This window comes from Pseudomonas sp. LBUM1658 (assembly GCF_059716055.1).
Window position 1 is genome coordinate 4,037,309 of record NZ_CP166798.1, and the last position, 17,634, is coordinate 4,054,942.

At 57.5% G+C, this 17,634-nt stretch carries 19 protein-coding genes and 1 pseudogene; 11 read left to right on the forward strand and 9 right to left on the reverse strand.

All coding sequences use genetic code 11. The features are described 5' to 3' along the window. Positions 1–364 precede the first annotated feature (364 nt). From ACA064_RS18385 to ACA064_RS18395, 3 genes are all read left to right on the forward strand, one after another. The gene (locus tag ACA064_RS18385) at positions 365–1,432 is read left to right on the forward strand and encodes a 3-deoxy-7-phosphoheptulonate synthase (protein WP_497669406.1); all 1,068 of its coding nucleotides are present in this window, start codon (positions 365–367) and stop codon (positions 1,430–1,432) included. Positions 1,433–1,553: 121 nt separating this feature from the next. Beyond that, positions 1,554–2,435: an esterase/lipase family protein gene (locus tag ACA064_RS18390; protein WP_497669407.1), complete on the forward strand. Its 882-nt coding sequence runs from the start codon at positions 1,554–1,556 to the stop codon at positions 2,433–2,435. Between the two features lie 128 nt (positions 2,436–2,563). Further along, positions 2,564–2,845, forward strand: a complete 282-nt coding sequence (locus ACA064_RS18395; RefSeq protein ID WP_497669408.1) for a peptidylprolyl isomerase — start codon at positions 2,564–2,566, stop codon at positions 2,843–2,845. A gap of 73 nt (positions 2,846–2,918) precedes the next feature. On the opposite strand, the gene ACA064_RS18400 is transcribed toward ACA064_RS18395, so the two are convergent. Together ACA064_RS18400 and ACA064_RS18405 are read right to left on the reverse strand one after the other, a co-directional pair. Beyond that, the gene (locus ACA064_RS18400; protein ID WP_497669409.1) at positions 2,919–3,563 is read right to left on the reverse strand and encodes a hypothetical protein; all 645 of its coding nucleotides are present in this window, start codon (positions 3,561–3,563) and stop codon (positions 2,919–2,921) included. A 246-nt stretch (positions 3,564–3,809) separates the two neighbouring features. Beyond that, complete coding sequence (locus ACA064_RS18405) at positions 3,810–4,787, reverse strand: IS5 family transposase (protein WP_497669155.1); 978 nt, start codon at positions 4,785–4,787, stop codon at positions 3,810–3,812. A 438-nt stretch (positions 4,788–5,225) separates the two neighbouring features. Here ACA064_RS18405 and ACA064_RS18410 point away from each other — a divergent pair, with 438 nt between their 5' ends. From ACA064_RS18410 to ACA064_RS18420, 3 genes are all read left to right on the forward strand, one after another. Next, complete coding sequence (locus ACA064_RS18410) at positions 5,226–5,753, forward strand: GrpB family protein (RefSeq protein ID WP_497669410.1); 528 nt, start codon at positions 5,226–5,228, stop codon at positions 5,751–5,753. 398 nt (positions 5,754–6,151) lie between these two features. Next, positions 6,152–6,652, forward strand: a complete 501-nt coding sequence (gene umoC, locus ACA064_RS18415; RefSeq protein ID WP_497669411.1) for a UmoC family flagellar biogenesis regulator — start codon at positions 6,152–6,154, stop codon at positions 6,650–6,652. 65 nt (positions 6,653–6,717) lie between these two features. Then, entirely contained in the window at positions 6,718–6,852 is a 135-nt protein-coding gene (locus ACA064_RS18420) for a hypothetical protein (RefSeq protein WP_497669412.1), read from the forward strand. A gap of 286 nt (positions 6,853–7,138) precedes the next feature. On the opposite strand, the gene ACA064_RS18425 is transcribed toward ACA064_RS18420, so the two are convergent. After that, complete coding sequence (locus ACA064_RS18425) at positions 7,139–8,023, reverse strand: SMP-30/gluconolactonase/LRE family protein (RefSeq protein ID WP_497669413.1); 885 nt, start codon at positions 8,021–8,023, stop codon at positions 7,139–7,141. 1 nt (position 8,024) lies between these two features. After that, on the reverse strand, positions 8,025–8,870 hold the full coding sequence (locus ACA064_RS18430) for an SDR family NAD(P)-dependent oxidoreductase (RefSeq protein WP_497669414.1): 846 nt from the start codon (positions 8,868–8,870) through the stop codon (positions 8,025–8,027). Between the two features lie 285 nt (positions 8,871–9,155). Here ACA064_RS18430 and ACA064_RS18435 point away from each other — a divergent pair, with 285 nt between their 5' ends. Next, entirely contained in the window at positions 9,156–10,103 is a 948-nt protein-coding gene (locus ACA064_RS18435) for a LysR family transcriptional regulator (protein WP_497669415.1), read from the forward strand. Between the two features lie 177 nt (positions 10,104–10,280). Next, complete coding sequence (locus ACA064_RS18440; RefSeq protein ID WP_497669416.1) at positions 10,281–10,604, forward strand: hypothetical protein; 324 nt, start codon at positions 10,281–10,283, stop codon at positions 10,602–10,604. Between the two features lie 28 nt (positions 10,605–10,632). Here ACA064_RS18440 and ACA064_RS18445 read toward each other — a convergent pair. From ACA064_RS18445 to ACA064_RS18465, 5 genes and pseudogenes are all read right to left on the reverse strand, one after another. After that, a pseudogene (locus ACA064_RS18445) lies at positions 10,633–10,791 on the reverse strand (IS5/IS1182 family transposase); the annotation flags it as partial. A gap of 183 nt (positions 10,792–10,974) precedes the next feature. Further along, positions 10,975–12,408 carry an aldehyde dehydrogenase gene (aldA, locus tag ACA064_RS18450; protein WP_497669417.1) on the reverse strand — a complete coding sequence of 478 codons (1,434 nt, stop codon included), beginning with the start codon at positions 12,406–12,408 and terminating at the stop codon, positions 10,975–10,977. 15 nt (positions 12,409–12,423) lie between these two features. After that, entirely contained in the window at positions 12,424–13,224 is an 801-nt protein-coding gene (locus ACA064_RS18455; RefSeq protein ID WP_497669418.1) for an aldolase/citrate lyase family protein, read from the reverse strand. A gap of 14 nt (positions 13,225–13,238) precedes the next feature. Next, the gene (gene rhmD, locus ACA064_RS18460; protein WP_497669419.1) at positions 13,239–14,423 is read right to left on the reverse strand and encodes an L-rhamnonate dehydratase; all 1,185 of its coding nucleotides are present in this window, start codon (positions 14,421–14,423) and stop codon (positions 13,239–13,241) included. Between the two features lie 16 nt (positions 14,424–14,439). Continuing rightward, a complete protein-coding gene (locus ACA064_RS18465; protein ID WP_497669420.1) occupies positions 14,440–15,735 on the reverse strand; it encodes an MFS transporter in 1,296 nt (431 codons plus the stop codon). A 125-nt stretch (positions 15,736–15,860) separates the two neighbouring features. Between ACA064_RS18465 and ACA064_RS18470 the strand changes: the two genes are divergently transcribed. The 3 genes from ACA064_RS18470 (at position 15,861) to ACA064_RS18480 (ending at position 17,561) form a co-directional block, all read left to right on the forward strand. After that, positions 15,861–16,802 carry a LysR family transcriptional regulator gene (locus tag ACA064_RS18470; RefSeq protein ID WP_497669421.1) on the forward strand — a complete coding sequence of 314 codons (942 nt, stop codon included), beginning with the start codon at positions 15,861–15,863 and terminating at the stop codon, positions 16,800–16,802. A gap of 199 nt (positions 16,803–17,001) precedes the next feature. After that, complete coding sequence (locus tag ACA064_RS18475) at positions 17,002–17,241, forward strand: hypothetical protein (protein WP_497669422.1); 240 nt, start codon at positions 17,002–17,004, stop codon at positions 17,239–17,241. 107 nt (positions 17,242–17,348) lie between these two features. Continuing rightward, positions 17,349–17,561: an AbrB/MazE/SpoVT family DNA-binding domain-containing protein gene (locus ACA064_RS18480; protein WP_497669423.1), complete on the forward strand. Its 213-nt coding sequence runs from the start codon at positions 17,349–17,351 to the stop codon at positions 17,559–17,561. Positions 17,562–17,634 lie beyond the last annotated feature (73 nt).

Consider the following 17,634-nt stretch of genomic DNA (forward strand, 5'->3'; position numbering starts at 1 on the left):
ACCCACACGGCGCCCACTTCTACGGGTCGCCACTTGAGAATTCTCAACCCCCGGTCGGCTTCCCGATCGGGGGTTTTGTTTTTTACGCCCTATTTTTCAGCGCCCTATTTTTCAACCCCACAGATTTTCAGCGTCACTACACAACGAATCGAGGAATTACCCCATGACCTACGCCACTTATTACCGCTACGACACTTGCACCACCTGGCGATTTACCAGCCGCCGTTCGGGACAGCCTGCCGCCTCCGATCGGTCACCCACTGGTGGCAAGCACTCACACGTAGCCAATCCGGCCAATTGTCGAACACCCCAGTAGGGCCGAGCGCGCGGGAACGAACCCGCCGCCAGCCCAGGAAGCCCGAATATGAACTCGTCCGTCTCTGCTCTGCCGCTGTCCAGTCTGACCTCTGCCAATGAAGCGCTGACCCTGCGTCTGCCCGGCTCACTGGCGCTCAAGCAGCAATTGCCGCTCACCACGGCCCTGACCCAGCAAGTCGCCACCCATCGTCAAGCGGTGCGCGCGATCCTCAACGGTGAAGACTCCCGTCTGCTGGTCATCGTCGGCCCCTGCTCTATCCATGACCCGCAATCGGCACTCGAGTACGCCAGCAACCTCGCGCGCCTGGCGACCGAGGTCAGCGATCAAATGCTGCTGGTGATGCGCGCCTACGTCGAAAAACCCCGTACCACCATCGGCTGGAAAGGCCTGGCCTACGATCCGCAGCTCGATGGCAGCGATGACATGGCCGGCGGCTTGACCTTGTCCCGCGAGCTGATGCGCGAAATGCTGCGCCTGGGGTTGCCGATTGCCACCGAATTGCTACAGCCCATGGCCGCGGGCTACTTCGATGACCTGCTGAGCTGGGTCGCCATCGGCGCGCGCACCACCGAGTCGCAGATCCACCGGGAAATGGCCAGCGGTCTGAACATGCCGGTCGGTTTCAAGAACGGCACCGATGGCGGCGTCGCCATCGCCTGCGACGCCATGCGCTCGGCGGCTCATCCCCATCGGCATTTCGGTGTCGACACCCAGGGGCATCCGGCGATCATCCAGACGGCGGGCAACCCGGACACCCATCTGGTGTTGCGCGGCGGCCATCGCGGGCCGAACTACGACCGGCAAAGCGTCAGCCAGGTGCACAACGACCTGAGAAAACTGGCGATCCCGACGCGGATCATGGTGGATTGCAGCCACGCCAACAGCGGCAAAGACCCGTTACGTCAGCCTGCGGTGTTCGCCGATGTGCTCGAGCAACGCTTGCAAGGCGACCATTCGCTGATCGGCATGATGCTTGAGAGTCACCTGTTCGAAGGCTGCCAGCCGCTGGGCAATAGCCTGGATTACGGCGTATCCGTCACTGATGGTTGCCTGGGCTGGGATTCCACCGAGCAGCTCTTGCGCCAGGCAGCCCGGCAGTTGCGTGGAGAATAACCTGACCATTTCTATTCCATTTTCTCCAGAACACAGCGGCTTTTTCCCACCCATTGATCCTATCCGTCTGCACTAGAGTGAGGGGGAGATCCACCCCCCTTCACTGAAGAAAGGAACGAACATGCAACGGAATGCAGAGACTCAATACCCCATCCTTCTGGTCCACGGACTGTTTGGCTTTGAGCGCATAGGCAAGCTCGAAGTCTTCCATAGCATCAAGCCTGCCCTGCGACACGCTGGCGCAAGAGTATTCGTACCTTACCTGTCCGCGGTTAACAGCAACGAACTGCGCGGCGAACAGTTGCTCGCGCAAATCGATCGGCTGCTGCTCGAAACAGGTGCCACCAAAGTCAATCTGGTCGGCCATAGCCAGGGTGCGCTGGCCGCACGTTATGCGGCCGCGAAACAACCGAAACAGGTCGCATCGGTGACCTCGGTCAGCGGCCCCAATCATGGCTCCGAACTCGCCGACTACCTGCGCAAGGCATTGACTCCCGGTCGTCTGCCAGAGTTTGTGGCCGCGTCCTTGATAACCTTGTTTGCCAAGTTCCTGAGCTTGCTCAGTAGCACCCCGCAGCCCCCCCATAATGCGATAGCAGCACTCACCGCCCTGACCACCGAAGGCGTAGCCGCCTTCAACACCAAATACCCGCAAGGCCTGCCGCAAACCTGGGGCGCCAGCGGCAAGGAACTGGTCAACGGTGTGCGCTATTTCTCCTGGAGCGGGATCCTCACCGGCAACCTTCTCGGTAAAGGGCCGAACCTGCTCGATCCGCTTCACGGCCTATGCCGGGCTTTTTCCGAGCACTTCAATACCGAACCTGAAGCCAACGACGGCCTGGTCGGCCGCTACAGCTCACACCTGGGCACGGTCATCCGCTCCGACTACCCGTTGAACCATATGGAAACCATTAATCAACCGGCCGGCCGGGCGCGCAATGAGATTGACCCGGTCGAACTCTATGTCCAGCATGCCGAACGCCTGAAAAACCTTGGATTGTGATGCCGTGCCGACCGCTGCCGTGATCAGGGCGCATCGAAAGCAGGCACTGTCAGGGAACTTTGCCGAGAAATAGCCCACAGAATCCGGTAGGCTCAGCACTTTAATGCAAGTTGAATGGAGTATTTCCCATGGCCAAAGCCACTGCCCGCCACATCCTGGTTGCCACTGAAGACAAGTGCAACGAACTGAAAGCCCAGATCGAAGCCGGCGCCGACTTTGCTGAAGTCGCCAAAGCCAACTCCACCTGCCCGTCCAGCCGTCAGGGTGGCGATCTCGGTTCCTTCGGTCCAGGCCAGATGGTCAAGGAATTCGACGCCGTGGTCTTCAGCGCACCGATCAACACCGTGCAAGGCCCGGTCAAGACCCAGTTCGGTTATCACCTGCTGGAAGTGACCAGCCGTCAGGACTGATCAATCCGCGATTTTGCTTAAACAACGGCCCGCCTTCTGGTGGGCCGTTGCATTTTCAAGCGAGAGAGTCGATTTAGTCTTCCAGGAACAACGCTAGATTATCAACATCAAAATTAGCCGAGTCTCGATGACTGACGATACGGATTTGGATTTCAGGTTGTGTTGCACGGAAATTAAGTTTAGCGGCCACCCAATTCAAGCTATCAAATACTGCTGCTTCCCGCACATCACCGGCGCTTGTTTCGAAAGAAATACGAGGCGACTCCAAATCATCGGTTACTTTTCGCACATTAACTCTAAACTCGTAATGCAGGCCCACCACAAGATTCCGGAGATCTTTTTTTAGAATGGTCTCAGGGGAAAGTTTCTTAGAGGGAACTCCCGGCGACCTGAAATAACGCAATGCACTGTTGCCCCATTCGTCCACTGTATAGCTGATATCACCCTCCACTATCGTTTTTCCTGACTCCCAACCATACCGATGATGGGTAGGGAACCAGGCAATATCAACAGCATTTTTGTAGACTATAAGCACCAGCTTAGGGAACTCGGTCGCGTCACCCTCGTCACTACTGCCGTTATAGGTGACTTTAAAAATAACCTCGACGGTAGAAAACGGCTTAAACTTCTCAAATTCCTCTGTTGGCACTAAGCAGCACACTCCTTTCTCGCGCTCTTCGCCATCGACTATCTGACTCACCCGGAGCGGGATCGTCAAGTCATTACCCTCCAATGATTTACCTACGAGTTTTAACCAATAACGCTGCCTGGGCGCAACGTTCCATTTTTTAACTTTGATTTCGGCACCGTCACGCCCTAGGGAAGGTCTGAAGTACCCACCGATTTTTGATGCCCTCTCTGTGAGAGGTTCAAAAAACGCTGATTCGGTCGAAAATCGGACCTTTCCACTCTTTAATTCATGATTTTTCCTCTAATCGCGCTGTTTCAGGGCGATTAGCCCGCATTACAGGCGCACCTCTCCTGCATTCAACAATCGTTTTCGCACCATCCACAGGTTCGACAAGGCGAACAACGTCGTCTGCTGAGCGATGTTTTTCGCCAGACCACGAAAGCGCACTTTCGTATAGCCAAACTGGCGCTTGATCACTCGAAACGGATGCTCAACCTTGGCTCTGACTTGCGCTTTCGCATACTCAATCCCGCGTAGCACGCTACCGATCACCGTGTCTTTGCCATGCTCTTTGTACGAACTGGGCCGGGCAGAAATCGACCAAATCATCTTGCGATCCTGATGTTCTGGGCGTTTCTGCACCCCGGTGTAACCGGCATCGCCACAGACGTGAACTTCTTCTCCGTGAAGCAATTGATCCACTTGTGTCACGTCCGCCACGTTGGCGGGAGTACCGACAACGCTATGAACCAAGCCCGAATCCGCATCAACGCCAATGTGGGATTTCATTCCAAAATAGTACTGATTTCCTTTCTTGGTCTGATGCATCTCGGGGTCGCGTTTCTTGTCTTTATTCTTGGTTGAGCTGGGTGCATGAATGATCGTCGCATCCACGATCGTTCCGTGACGCAACATCAATCCACGGTCACCCAGATAACCGTTGATAACCTGCAAAATCCCACCCGCCAGCTCATGTTTCTCCAGCAAGCGGCGGAAGTTGAGAATCGTGGTTTCGTCAGGAATTCGATCCAGATGCAGCCCTGCAAACTGGCGCAGGATCGTCGTTTCATACAGCGATTCTTCCATCGCCGGATCGCTGTAGCCGAACCAGTTCTGCATCAGATGAACCCGCAACATGGCCAGCAACGGATACGCCGGACGACCACCTTCACCCTTCGGATAATGCGGTTCGATCAAGGCAATCAAACCCTTCCAGGGCACGACTTGATCCATCTCGATCAGGAAGCGCTCGCGGCGGGTCTGCTTACGTTTACCGGCATACTCGGCATCGGCGAAGGACATCTGTTTCATCGGGGCTCAACCGTTCGATTCGTGTGAGATGGGTATTTCACCAGAGATGGAAGTCTTTTTCAGAGTTTCCCTAGCCGCCTACGGCGAATCTGGCCACGGGGTTATTGGGGGAGCTGCGGGTGATGATGCAAATCTCTAGTGGCCATGCTTTTAGGTAGATGAGCCGCCCCTGGTTTCGTTGGCTGATCTGAGGGCGCACACGGCTCAACAGGTAGCAGCGGTCCACCGGCGAATTTGGATCGATTGCTGCCTTTCGCGATGTGCAGCAATCGGCCATAAGCGGCCAAGTCCCTGGTCTCCCAACTCCAGTAGCTGCTCCGCATTGGAAGCGCTAACATCCCGGCCTCGCATGGATGCTGATTGGCAGCGTGTGGAGCGCGCACGCACAGTCTTAGAGTTTCCATATTGCCAAGCCTGCGGATACTAGGAAGAAGCACCATGGCGCTAACTAGCAAGATTTCCCCCTATGACAGTAGATGGCCCGCGCTATTCCTTAGCGCCAAAGAGCGGATCGCGAAGGCGTTTGGCACTGAGCTTGTTGCCATCCATCATGTCGGAAGCACCGGCGTGCCCGAGCTCGCAGCCAAGCCAGAGATCGACCTCCTAGTCGAGGTTGCGGAGCATCGAAACGAATCCTCCCGAGACAATGTCATGCGTGGACTAGGGTACGCACGGGGAAGCGATCTGTCGCCAGGACACCATTTTTATCGTCGCGATGTTGATGGTGTGCGAACACATAAGGCCCACGTTTGTATCACCGGCCACGGTCAAATCGAAAGAATGCTCCGCTTTCGTGATCTGCTCAGGGGCGACCCTGTGATTCGCCAGCGGTATCAAGACTTGAAACTTGAACTGGAAGCAAGCAACACCGGCGGCATAGGTGAATACCTGGTACAGAAGGCCCCATTTATCGATGAGCTTATGGGGTCGGTCTCGATTTCAAGCGCCATTCGAACATCCATGTAGATATTCCGTTTTTTGAGGATTATCCGGGAGAGGCAGAGCGGATCAAACGATACGCCTTGCCTGGACGCATACCGATAGATGCCCTGCATAACTGTCCGCTTTGGGTCGTTTTAAGCCGGTCGCGACAGGCAGAAATCGGCCCAGAAGCAGACATTCAGCTTCGAAGGCATAGGCTTATCTCACCGTCTTTTAACAGGGTATGAGACGACACAGAGATCAGCACCAACCACATTCTTAGCGGCATTGAACAGCTTGCCCAGGATGCAGTCAAACAGGTCTTGGACTGTGAGCGCTATTAGACCTCACCAAGCATAGTCCTGCGTACGTAGTACACAATCGCCCTAGCATCCAAAGTTGTTTATTTCCCTCGAAAAACGCCTTCCAAAGGACAGATAAAAATGAGAAAACTCATTTCTGTGGTCGCTGTAGCGACTTCATTTGCCATGGGTACTGCATTCGCTCAAGCACCCGCGGAACCTGATGTGAATCCAATCACAAATGGCGCGATCAATACGGCAGTTACGCCTACTACCACCGCAGCAAAAATTGCAGTGACCAGCGATGCTCATGCTGGAGCATTGAACGAATGCTACAACACCATTGGCGATCAGCCCCGGACAGCGTTGCAGCCTTGCCTTGAGGGTAAGACTCGCGAAGTCACGTCACAAATGAATATCGCCTACAAAAAATTGGAAGCTCAGACAAAGGAAATCGATTCGAGTGCGACGGCCAAAGCCCTTACCTCGCTGCTCGCCTCTCAGAAGGCTTTCGAGAAGTTCAAGGATGCACAGTGTCAATGGGAAGGTGACTCCGTGATGGGGGGCTCGGGCTCTGGAGATATTTTAAGTTCCTGCAAAGTCGATTTGATGCGCTGGAGAACGAAGCAACTTTCCGATTGAGGTTATCGACATAGGCGGCTGGCTATCCCACCAACAAGAACCAGTTCGCCATTGAAGCCGCCATCATGGAGCTGTCGAACCGGGTTGAGGCGCCCGGCTCAGCCGATATCGCCGACAACGTGTGCGGCGCCCTGGGCACCATCGACAAGAACGAGGAGTTCATCAAGCTGACGCTTGCAGTGTTGATGACTCCGGAATGATCCTCGACAGACCAGGTAAACGGGTGCCGCGTGCGGGAACAGACGGTGGGCACGCTGTCTGGCTGCTTTCGGCCAAAAGCAATGGGATGGACTCCTCCTCACCTCGGCAGCTTTCGCCCCAAAGCCAAGACTGGCGACAGCTCGACTTTGGAGGGGCGGTGGCCATCAAAGATCAAAGCTCCTCGGAATACTGCGCGATGGTGGGCGCGATTCAGTAGAAATCATGAAGCTGACCGCATATTTCCTGGTCCAGACCGCCCACTCAGGGCCCTGAGTCTTAAAGGCCTCAAAGCTCCTTGAACCGATGCCGGGGAACGCCGGGGATCGGCTGTCGGATACAGTAGATATTTCCGGATTCGGGGAGGTCCGCTTGCTCGGCAGGCGACATACCGAATTTGGCGCTGGTGATGAATAGCGTGCGCATGTCCGCCCCGCCGAAGCAGCAACTGGTGGGACGCGGGACCGGCATCTCAAGGGTCTGGGTCAGTTCGCCGTGACGATCGTACCTGAGCAGACAGCCGCCATTGAACTGGCACACCCAGATGCCCCCTTCCGCGTCCATCGCCAACCCATCCGGGCGGCCGAGGTCCGGCGGTGTATGGGCAAACACCGATACCTGCTCCAGGTATTTGCCAGCGGCCGGATAGCGGGCGCGATAAATAGTGCGCGCTACCGAATCGACAAAAAACAGTTCGCTGCCGTCGATCGACCACACCAGGCCATTGGGCAGGCAAATATGGTCCAGCATCACCGAGGCGTTCAGCCCGGCATCATATCGATACAGTTTGCCGGTATTTTTGCTGTGGGCTTCGTCCATCAATCCGGTGATAAAGCGCCCCTGGGGGTCGCAAGCACCGTCATTGAAACGAAAGGACGAGAGCGTAATGGCCAGTTTCGATTTATGGCTCACGCGCAGGCTGGTGCGATTGAGAATGGCGACGCAGGCATTCTGGGTAAAAATCAGGTTACCGGCATTGGTCAATGCCAACGCACCAATCCGTGATGGCGACTCGTAAAGCCGCGCAAGGTTGGCCTGTTCGTCCAGGACGTTGATCTGTCCTCCTGAAATGTCCACGAACAACAGCGCGTTGCAGGTTTCGTCCCAAACCGGGCTTTCGCCCAGATCAGACTGACACGGTGAAAAAAGACGCAGCTCTTCCTGAGCAGGCATATCAACACTCCTTGATGTGGTCCCACAATTGAGCAATTTGCTCGGCGCTGGATGCCCTGACCCGCGCCAGGTCGACGGGATAGTCGACGCCCTTGTTCTCGGCAAACCGTGTAGCAGTGAATTGGCCATTGCTGGCTCGCAGAATGTAGCCGGTGTCCTGACACAGTTCCGAAGCCAGGAAAATCACACCGGGCGCCACCCACTCAGGCTTCAGATTGTCCGGTTCCCCGGTCACGCCCCACATTCTGGTTTTGGCGACGGGCGATACCGCATTGACCAGGATGCCATCGGTCGCGCCTTCCATGCTCAGCGCGTTCATGATGCCCAGTTGCGCCATCTTGCCGGCCGCATAAGCCACCAGGCCTGGCTGAGCATATTGTTGATACATCGCCCGATCCGAAGAGGTCAGCACCACGCGCGCAGCCGCAGATTGCCTGAGGTGTTTCCAGGCATGCTTGCACAGCCAGATGGGCGTATGGATATTGATATCCACCGCGCGCTCGACAAATGACAACTCGGCCTCTTCAATCGATTGATAACCGACCCAACCGGCGTTGTGAATCACGATATCGAGTTGCCCGAATGCCTCGATGGCCGTCTCGATCAGTTGCCGACAACCGTGCTCGCCAGCCAGGTCACCGTGGTGGCCGATAACGCTGTAACCCTCGGACTGAAGCGTCCGGGCGGCATCGAGGGCAATGGATGTATCCGCACCATCGCCGATATTGTCCGCACCGATATCACTGATTACGACATTGGCGCCCAGCCTTGCCAATTCCCGTGCGTAGATGAAACCCAGACCTCGACCAGCGCCGGTTACAATCGCAGTCTTTCCTGTAAAGTTCATTGCTTTCCCCTCTTGATTGCCACCTCACCTTAACAATGAACAACTGGCTTGTTTAATACTAATGAGGGGCGAAGTTGATACCTGGCTCATATCAAATCAATGTCTGGAGCAAGCCCGGAAACCCCCACTCGTGAACTTAACCCCGGGGGTCGAGTCTCGTATGCGGGCCTGCACGGTTTCTACCCGGGACGACAATGACAGCATCTTGTGCTCACCGATGTTCCCGGAGGGATGACGCCAGACCCACCTCGCAGTACTGATCAATTCAAATGAAGGAACGGAAGAATGATCGAAACCCGACTGCTCAGGCAGTTCATCGCCGTGGCTGAAGAATTGCATTTTCACAAAGCCGCGATTCGCCTGCACATGGCCCAGCCGCCTCTGAGTCAGGCCATCAATCGCCTGGAAGACAAATTGGGTTTCAGTCTGTTCACGCGTAATAAGCGCGGGGTAAAACTGACACCCGCCGGCAGTGCCTTTCTGGACGCGGCCTACAGCACACTCAAGGAACTGGAACTGGGGGTGGAACACGCCCGCCAAGTGTCCGAAGGCATCGCCGGCAAACTCACGGTCACTGCGGTGTCCATTGCTTACTACGAATCGTTGCTCAACACCCTCAGGCAGTTTCGCGAAACCTTTCCCAAGGTCCAGCTGATCATCAAGGAAATGCCATCTTCCAGCCAGGCCAAGGCGATTCTGTCTGGAGACGCAGATATCGCCTTCATGCGCAAACTGCCCATTTCGGCGGACAACATCGAATCGCGCTTGTTACTCGACGAAGAAATCGTCATGGCACTCCCCACCCATCATCCAAAAGCACAGGCCGGGAAAATCGACCTGCGGGATTTCGCCGGCGAAGACTTCGTGTTCACACCCGAAGCCCTGGGCACCGGTTATCACAGCCAGCTCATTGCCTTGTGCGAAGCCGCCGGTTTTTACCCGAAGGTGGTACAGGAAGCCGCGCAGATCCACACCTTGATTGGCCTGGTGGCCTGCGGCTTCGGCGTGGCCCTGGTGCCCGAATCCATCGCCAACTCGATCATGCGCGACAAGGTCCTGTTTCGCAGAATCTTCCCGGTGAAAGAGTCGCCCAACCCCGCCATCGGGCTGTACATGAGCTGGAATACCCACAACGAATCACCGCTGATGGACAGCTTCATTTCCATGCTCGACTTCAGCGCAGAGCCTCATGTCGAAGGTGCCCTTTGCTTAACCATCCGGAGTTCTCCCTAAAAAGGGGGAGTCAGTGAGGAGAGGTCTGCCGACAACGCAAACCCAATAGGAACTGGAGCACCTAATGATGTGAGGAATCTGAATAGATGCTGGGGATTGCAGTATGCATACGGCAAATGCGGCGCCTGTAATGTCAATGAGACATCACTCAAGCCCATCCAAAATACGAAGACAAAAATGACAGCTGCTATCGAGACCAACCGTTTCAAAGCCACCTGCAAATCAAAAGAGACGTATATCGTTATTGAAAAGACTAAAGAAATAAAAGAACCGAGAGGCCGTGGTGAGCAGACAGTTATAACCTCCCAAAAAACATACTTCTTATCAACTGACGAAAAAATCAACAAGCTGAGTAGCACGGAATATTTAATTATCAAAAAGGACCTTGTGATACGTAAGGTAGAGCCATTGAAAAATAAGCCAATTATCACTGACATTAAAATTCTTTTTGAGCCGGGAATGGCCCATCCCTGCCGCGACACTGCCAGCGTCATCGGTTGAGGTGCGGCGACACGGACCAACTGAGCTTAAGCCGCTCTGTTTTGGCCTGGGCCACTTCGGGCGTTGCCCTATCCGCCGAATCCATCGCCGCCAGATATCGAACAATGCCCTGCTCGATCTGCTGCTTGCGTGCCTTCACCTTGCCCTGAGTGAAGTTGCGGTCGCGATTATTGACGGCTTTGAATTTAATGTGTCTTCCTGCCGCTTGGTTTGTCCATCCAAAGTGAATCCGGATGGATTACTGCTGATAAAAGTCGTCGAGCCATCGCGGCCGCCACCAATGACGCCAGCGGTCAGAAGAACTACGACCGCTCGCGTTTCGGAGTTTGGGAGGATACCCACACACGGGTGCAGGTACTGCCCCAGGCTTTTAGCTTTGTAGGTACACAGCATGGGTATGGGTGTATTCATACAGCCCATGCTTGCCGTCCGCGCCGCCGATGCCGGATTTACGCACGCCGGCATGGAAGCCTTGCATGGCTTCGAAGTTCTCCCGATTGACGTAGGTCTCACCGAAATCCAGCTCGCGCATCGCCTGCATGGTTTTGCTCAGGTCGCGGGTGTAGATCGACGAGGTCAGGCCATAGTCGCAGTCGTTGGCCAGGGCAATGGCTTCGTCGAGGTCATCGACGATCTGGATCGGCAGCACCGGGCCGAAAATCTCTTCGCGCATGATCTCCATCTCCGCGCGACACCCGGCCAGCACGGTCGGCTGGAAGTGGAAGCCATTGGGCAGATCAGCGATGTGCCCGCCACTGATCAGACTCGCGCCCTGGCTCAACGCCGTGCGGACTTTACGGTTGACGCTGTCCAGCCCCTGACGGTTGATCAACGGGCCCATTTCCACATCCGGTTGAGCGATCGGGTCGCCGTAACGGGTCGCGCTCATGGCCGCGGCGATGCGCTCGATAAACTGGTCGGCGACCTTGCGCTCCACGTACACCCGCTCGGCGCAATTGCACACCTGACCGCTGTTGATGATGCGCGAGTCGCGGATGGCTTTCACCGCCAGCTCCAGGTCCGCATCTGCCAGCACGATGGCCGGCGCCTTGCCACCCAGTTCCAGATTGAGCTTGGTGATGTTCGGCGCCGCAGCGGCCATGATCCGCGAGCCGGTGTCGACGCTGCCGGTGAAGCTGATCATGTCCACGCCTTTGTGCGCACTCAGTGCCGCACCGACTCGGCCATCGCCACAGACCACGTTGAACACCCCGGCCGGCAGATCGGTTTCGGCCACCAGCCGGGCGAATTCGAAGCAGTTGTTCGGGGTTTCTTCGCTGGGCTTGATCACGATGGTGTTGCCGGTCAGCAGTGCTGGCGCCATCTTGCGGGCGATCAGGAAGAACGGAAAATTCCACGGCAGAATCCCGGCCACCACGCCCAGCGGTTTGCGGAACAGGAAGATGTTTTCGTTCTGGCGATCACTGGTGATGATCTCGCCCTCGATGCGTCGGGCCCACTCGGCCATGTAGTCGAGGTAGTCAGCGGTGAAATTGACTTCGACTTCCGCCAGGCCGCTGACCTTGCCTTGCTCCATCGTAATGGTGCGCGCCAGGTGGGCGACGTTTTCCCGCAGCTTGGCGGCGATCCGGCGCAGGTGCCCAGCGCGTTCGATCGCCGGTTTGCGCGACCAGTCCTTCTGCGCGGCGCGAGCGGCGGCGAGGGCGTGATCGACGTCTTCGGCCGTCGAAGCCGGGACCTTCGACAGCGCGGCGCCGGTGGCCGGGTTGATCACATCGAGGTGGGCAGCGCTGGCCACAAACTGGCCGTTGATGAAGTTTTCGTAAACAGGCGTGGACGACATGAGACGACTCCAGAATCAGTAGGTGCGCGACGGCGTTTGAGCGGTGGCCGGTGTCCGATAGCGCGCGAGGGTGGCCGTGGCGCTCTGACGCAACAGGCTGATATCGATGGCCACCGCAATGAACTGACAGCCCCAACTCTGATAGCGCCGCGTGTCTTCTTCGTTCGGTGCGAGGATGCCGCAAGCCTTGCCGGCCGCGAGCGTGGCTTTCACCGCGTGCTGAATGCTTTGCTGAACCTCGGGATGACCAGGGTTGCCGGCATGGCCGAGGCCGATGGACAAATCCGCCGGGCCGATAAACACCGCATCCACGCCTTCGACGGCGGCAATCGCCTCGACGTTTTCCACGCCAATCCGCGATTCCACCTGCACGATCAGGCACAACTGCTCATGGGCGGTGGTCAGGTAATCCGGCACACTGTCCCAGCGAGTGGCGCGGGTCAGGCCGCCGCCGACGCCGCGAATGCCGTGCGGCGGGTAACGCATGGCGCGCACCAGCGCGGCGGCTTGTTCGGCGGTTTCGACCATCGGGATCATCAGCGTCTGCGCGCCGATATCCAGCAGTTGCTTGATCAGGTTGGCGTCACCCGTCACCGCACGCACCACCGGCGCGGTGGCGTAGGGGGCGACAGCCTGCAATTGTGCCAACACGCCGGGCACGGTGTTCGGTGCATGTTCACCGTCGATCAGCATCCAGTCGTAACCGGTGGTGGCGACGATCTCGGCGGCGTAGCCGGTGGCGAATCCGGCCCAGATTCCGTATTGGGTGGCGCTGTTGTTCAGCGCCGCTTTGAAAGCGTTTTTCGGCATGTTCATGACGGGGTCCTTTCTCAGCGGTTGTACGGCCGATGCAGTTGGCATTCCGGGTTAAGGGTCACGCCGAAGCCTGGCTGGTCGAGGGCCGACAGGCGCATGCGGCCGTTCACCGGTACGGGTTCGCCGAGCAATTGCGGATGGAACATCGGCACCACTTCGTCGGCTTTGGGCGACATCATCAGGAACTCGGCGAACGGGCTGTTATGTCGGGTGGCGACGAAGTGATAGCTGTACACCGAAGACCCGTGGGGAATGACCAGCGCGTTGTGGGCGTCGGCCAAGGCGGAAATCTTCACCAGTTCGGTGATCCCGCCGCACCAGCCGACATCCGGCTGGATGATGTCGCAGCAGCCCATCTCCAGCAGCATGCGGAAACCCCAACGGGTCGCTTCGTGTTCGCCGGTGGTCACCAGCATGCCTTTGGGCACGTTGTTGCGCAGGGTGGCGTAGCCCCAGTAATCGTCCGGCGGAAGCGCTTCTTCGATCCACTTCAACCCATATTCGTGGGCGCCGACCGCCAGTTTGGTCGCGTAATTGAGGTCCAGGCTCATCCAGCAATCGAGCATCAGCCAGAAGTCCGGGCCGACCCGTCCGCGCATGGTCGCCAGTTCTTCGAGGTTTTTGCGCAGGCCTTCTTCACCTTCGGCGGGGCCGTGGTGCAACGGCATCTTGCCGCCGATGAAACCCATTTTCTGCGCCAGGTCCGGACGGGCGCCGGTGGCGTAGAACTGCAACTCGTCGCGCACCGCACCGCCGAGCAGTTGATGCACCGGCTCTTTGCGGATCTTGCCGAGCAAGTCCCAGAGCGCCAGGTCAACGCCGGAGATCGTGTTGATGACGATCCCTTTGCGCCCGTAATACAGGGTCGATTGGTACATCTGATCCCAGATTTTCTCGATGTCGGTCACCCGTGCGCCTTCAAGGAAGCGCGCCAGGTGTTTCTCGACGATGTACGCGGCAGGCTCGCCACCGGTGGTCACGGCAAAACCGACGGTGCCGTCGCTGGCTTCGATCTCCACCACCAGCGTGCCGAGCACGTTGATGCCGAAGGTGCGGCGGCTCTGGCGGTATTCGGGGTATTTGCTCATTGGCGTGGCAATGTGATCGTCGATCCAGTGGCCGTCCGCCTGATCGTGATAATCCGCGCCGCCGCCGCGCAACGTGAAAGCGCGGACGTGTTTGATGGTTGGAATGCCCATGGTGTGACTCCTCAGGTTAAACGGTGGCCGGTTTGTTTGAAGACTTCTGGACGGGCGAGCGGATGCCCAGGACCAGAAACGCGGCAATGACAGTGGTCGCGGCGAGCACGTACAAACCGGCGGCCGGGGAATGGAAGGCGCCTTCGGCCCAGTTTTTCAGCACCGGAGCGATAAAGCCGCCGAGGGCGCCGAACGAATTGATCAGGGCAATCCCGGCCGCCGCAGCGCTGCCGGCCAGGTAGCTGGAAGGGAAGGTCCAGAACACCGGTTGCACGGCAATGAAGCCGGACGCGGCGAAGCACAGGGCGACGATGCCGAGGAACGGACTGCTGAAGGTCACCGAGCAGGCGATCCCGGCCGCGGCCATCAGCAAGGTCAGGCATGCGGTGCGGCGACGTTCGCCAGTGCGGTCGCTGTAGCCGGGAATCAAATAAGCAGCCACCAGCGCGCAGATCCACGGGATCGCCGTGACCAGCCCGACCATCAGCCCGACCTTGGTGCCCAGCAACCCGCCCACCTGAGTCGGCAGATAGAACACCACGCCATAGACGCTGGCCTGGATCAGCAGATAGATCAGGCACAAGTACAGCACCGAAGGCTGGCAGATAACGTTGAGCAGGCTGCGGCCGTGATTCTGTTTGTGGCTGTCTTCTTGATCGATGATGCCTTGCACTTGCTGGCGTTCTTCAACGGTCAGCCACTTTGCGTCGGCCGGGCGATTGTCCAGGTACCAATAGGCCCAGACGCCCACCACCGTCGCCATCAAGCCTTCCACCGCAAACAGCCACTGCCAGCCGTGGAAACCGGCAAAGCCATCCATTTCCAGCAGTAGGCCGGACAATGGGCTGCCGAAAATGAACGCCAGCGGCGCGCCGAAGTAAAAGAAGCCCATGGCTTTGCCGCGAGCGGCGCTGGGGAACCAGTAGGTGAGGTAGAGGATGACCCCGGGGAAGAAACCGGCTTCGGCCACGCCCAGCAAAAAGCGCAGGACGTAGAAAGTGGTTTCGTTGTGGGCGAAGACCATGGCGGCGGAGACCAGGCCCCAGGTGACCATGATCCGGCACATCCACAGACGGGCGCCGACGCGGTGCAGGATCAGATTGCTCGGGACTTCGAGCAGCGCGTAACCGACGAAGAACACCCCGGCGCCGAAGGCGAACGCGGCGTCGCTGATGTTGGTGTCAGCTTGGAAGGCTTGCTTGGCGAACCCGACGTTGGCGCGGTCGAGAAAGGCCATGATGTACATCAGCAGCAGGAAGGGCAGCAGTCGCCAGGAAATCTTGGCGAGCAGGGGCGCGGGTAGAGTCTTCATCGCAGTGTTCCTTTGTTAGGACATTTGTTCTTATGGGAAGGACTGTACGGCCGCTGATCGATGCGTTACAAATCGAATCTAGCTAACAACTGATACCTTCAGGGTATCGATAAAAAAGGCCCGCCATGACCACGCCGATCCTCTCCCGCAGCCTGCTCAATCGCCTGCGCTACAAGCATTTGCACATGCTGGTGGCGCTGAGCACCAGCCAGAACCTGCACCGCGCCTCGCAAAGCCTGAACATGTCGCAACCGGCCGCCACCCGCATGTTGCATGAGATCGAAGACATGTTCGGCTGCGACCTGTTCGAGCGCCTGCCGCGTGGCATGCGGCCGACGGCGCTGGGCCAGGAGCTGATCCGTTTTGCCGAGTCCGCCATCAGCGGCCTCGATCGCTGCGCCGAAGACTTGATCGCGCGGCAGCAGGGCGGGTATGGCTATCTCTCCATCGGCACCATCATGGGCGCCGCGCCTGATCTGGTCATGGATTCGATTGCCGAAATCAAAGCGCTCAACCCGCAACTGCGCATTCGCATCATGGGCGACACCAGCGACCAGGTGATCCAGTTGCTGGAGCAGGGCCGCATCGACCTCGCCATCGCCCGGCGCAATGCCGCCACCGACAGCGAGCATTACGCGTTCGAGCAATTGGGCAACGAACGCCTGTTGGTGGTGGTTCACGCCGGTCACCCCCTGGCCCGGCGCGAAACGCTCGAACTGTCGGAACTGGTCAGTGGCTGGCCGTGGATCCTGCAACCGGAAACCAGCCCGGCACGGATTGGCCTCGATCAGGCCTTGCAACGCCTGGCCTTGCCGCTGCCGGCCGACATCATTGAATGCAGCTCGGTGTATTCCATGCAGCAACTGATTCAGCTGACCGACGCGATCATGGTGCTGTCGGAAACCGCGTTGCGCGACTACCTGAAAATGGGCCTGGTGGTGGCATTGCCGGTGGCGCTGGACGTGCAACTGGCGCCGTTCGGATTGCTACTGCGCAAGGGCGAGCACATCAGTCGGGAGCTAAAACTTTTTATCGATCTACTCCGAAACAAAGCTGAATTATTGTGACTCTTTAGACAATTTTTTCAGCTGTATGCCCTTCCTTTCGTTCATGAGATTTTGTGCTGGTCTCATGAAACGGATAGTCATCCTCCGATAGAACTACACATTTATCTTTAATCAGACATCCGCTAGAAAGCGCGACAGTGATAGCGCCAATGCATCGAACACCAGCGCGATGCGTCGTACTCGCCGCAGGTCATGGTGCATGGCGATCCAGATATCCACCCGGAAATCGACCAAGTCCGGCAGCACACTCCCTTCACTGCTGTTCAAGATCAACGAAAATCAGCTCGCCCTTGAAGCGGCCATCCTCGAACTATCTAACTGGGTTGAGCAACGAGGAGCAGGCGACGTTGCCGATAATGTGCGTGGTGCCCTCGATACGATCGACAAGAATGAGGAATTCATGAAGCTAACCTTAGCCGTCCTCATGTCGCCAGAGTGAGTGTTACGGACTGCAATCGGCCAGAAGCGATTAATGAGTTCATCCAACCGTCGTAACAGATCGCGGGCACAATGAGGCATCTCCAATGATGCATCATGAGTCGGATCATGAACGAAACCCAAAGCTGGACAGCCAGGTGCCAAGACACGGCAGATGGAAGTGGCGACGTGATCGTCGACTTGCCACCAGAACTACTCTCGAGCTTGGGCTTAGTCCTTGGTGACGAGCTGACAATCGAGGTGATTGATGGCGCGATAGTCCTGAAGCCGAAGCGCAATGCATCTCCCAATCCTGATTCTTCGCCTCCACGCACCACCTAATTTGCAAGCAGCTCGGCACAGATGTGTGTCTGACAGGCGACTTTCGGCCGATTCTGTTGAAAAAGTAGCTCCC